This is a genomic window from Anaerophaga thermohalophila str. Valhall (assembly GCF_000250735.1).
Taxonomy (GTDB): Bacteria; Bacteroidota; Bacteroidia; order Bacteroidales; family Marinilabiliaceae; genus Anaerophaga; species Anaerophaga thermohalophila_A.
The window spans coordinates 1-2499 of sequence record NZ_AHZV01000282.1 but is presented as its reverse complement, the minus strand read 5'-3'; the positions used below and the strand labels follow the sequence as shown (position 1 = coordinate 2499).

General features: G+C 52.1%; 1 rRNA gene. It reads left to right on the top strand.

Annotation, left to right across the window (positions count from 1 at the left end):
- Nucleotides 1-2451 (top strand): 23S ribosomal RNA (locus OQ5_RS22660); the annotation flags it as partial.
- Nucleotides 2452-2499: the final 48 nt, after the last annotated feature.

The following is a 2499-nucleotide window of genomic DNA, read 5'->3' as shown; positions in this document are numbered from 1 at the left end:
GATCAGTAGTATCCTGAGTAGGGCGGGACACGAGGAATCCTGTCTGAATCGACCGGGCCCATCCGGTAAGGCTAAATACTCCTGAGAGACCGATAGAGAACAAGTACCGTGAGGGAAAGGTGAAAAGCACCCCTGACAGGGGAGTGAAAAAGTACCTGAAACCGTGCGCCTACAAGCAGTCGAAGCCCCGTTAGAGGGGTAACGGCGTGCCTTTTGCATAATGAGCCTACGAGTTATACCTTACCGGCAAGGTTAAGTACCAAAAAGGTATGCAGCCGAAGCGAAAGCGAGTCTGAACAGGGCGATGAAAGTCGGTATGGATAGACGCGAAACCAGGTGATCTACCCATGGTCAGGTTGAAGTCCCGGTAACACGGGATGGAGGACCGAACCAGTAAACGTTGAAAAGTTTTTGGATGAACTGTGGGTAGGGGTGAAAGGCCAATCAAACCTGGAAATAGCTCGTACTCCCCGAAATGCATTTAGGTGCAGCCTTATGAAATTTTAGCACAGGTAGAGCTACTGATAGGACGCGAGGGTTTCATCGCCTATCAACTCCTGACAAACTCCGAATGGTGCTAAAAGATTCATAGGAGTGAGGGCATGGGTGCTAAGGTCCGTGTCCGAGAGGGAAAGAACCCAGACCACCGTCTAAGGTCCCGAAATGTATGCTAAGTTGAAGCAAACGCGGTATGGTTGCACAGACAGCTAGGATGTTGGCTTGGAAGCAGCCATTCATTTAAAGAGTGCGTAACAGCTCACTAGTCGAGCGACCGTGCATGGATAATAATCGGGCATTAAGCATGCTACCGAAGACGTGGATTGCCCCCATCCGGGGGCAGTGGTAGGGGAGCATTCCAAGACCGCCGAAGCAGTACTGTGAGGTATTGTGGAGGGCTTGGAAAAGCAAATGTAGGCATAAGTAACGATAATGAAGGTGAGAGACCTTCACGCCGAAAGACCAAGGATTCCTGATCAACGCTAATCGGATCAGGGTCAGTCGGGCCCTAAGGCGCACCCGAAAGGGGTAGCCGATGGCAAGCAGGTCAACATTCCTGCACCCGCTATACAATAAAAGTGACGGGGTCACCAGGTGTCTGAGCGCTGACGGAATAGCGCCCTGAGCCTAGGCTACGGCCGAAGCGAAGACAAGTAATGACTTCCAGGAAAAGCGAGTATAGCGGCCCGTACCGTAAACGGACACACGTAGTTGGGTTGAGTATACTAAGGCGCTCGAGTGATCCGCGGCTAAGGAACTAGGCAAATTAGTCCTGTAACTTCGGGAGAAAGGACCCCCGGTATATATTTCGGTATATATTGGGGCGCAGAGAAATGGCCCAGGCGACTGTTTACCAAAAACACATGGCTTTGCCAAATCGCAAGATGACGTATAAGGCCTGACACCTGCCCGGTGCCGGAAGGTTAAGAGGAGATGTTAATCGTAAGGTGAAGCATTGAATTGAAGCCCCGGTAAACGGCGGCCGTAACTATAACGGTCCTAAGGTAGCGAAATTCCTTGTCGGGTAAGTTCCGACCTGCACGAATGGTGTAACGATCTGGGCACTGTCTCAGCCGCGAGCTCGGTGAAATTGTAGTACCGGTGAAGATGCCGGTTACCCGCAACGGGACGGAAAGACCCCGTGAACCTTTACTGCAACTTAACATTGATTTTGGGTAAGTGATGTGTAGGATAGGTCGGAGACAGTGAATCGCGTTCGCCAGGACGCGTGGAGTCGCCCTTGAAATACGACCCTTTACTTGCCTGGAGTCTAATCCCGCAGAGCGGGAGACATTGTTTGGTGGGTAGTTTGACTGGGGTGGTCGCCTCCAAAAGTGTAACGGAGGCTTCCCAAGGTTCCCTCAAGACGATTGGTAACCGTCTGCAGAGTATAATGGCATAAGGGAGCTTGACTGTGAGACCGACAAGTCGACCAGGTGCGAAAGCAGGGCATAGTGATCCGGTGGTTCCGCATGGAAGGGCCATCGCTCAAAGGATAAAAGGTACTCCGGGGATAACAGGCTGATCGCCGCCAAGAGCTCATATCGACGCGGCGGTTTGGCACCTCGATGTCGGCTCGTCACATCCTGGGGCTGGAGAAGGTCCCAAGGGTTGGGCTGTTCGCCCATTAAAGTGGCACGCGAGCTGGGTTCAGAACGTCGTGAGACAGTTCGGTCCCTATCTGTTGTGGGCGTAGGAGATTTGCGAGACCCTGTCGTTAGTACGAGAGGACCGCGATGGACAGACCACTGGTGCATCAGTTGTTCCGCCAGGAGCACCGCTGAGTAGCTAAGTCTGGAAGGGATAAGTGCTGAAAGCATCTAAGCACGAAGCCTGTCTCAAGATAAGATCTCCACAAAAGGGGCGTTGCAGACGACGACGTAGATAGGCTGCAGGTGTAAATACGGTGACGTATGTAGCCGAGCAGTACTAATTACCCGAAACTTTCCGGTTGGGGAGTTCAATCTCCACACTGAAGCATTACTATTACAATGAACAATG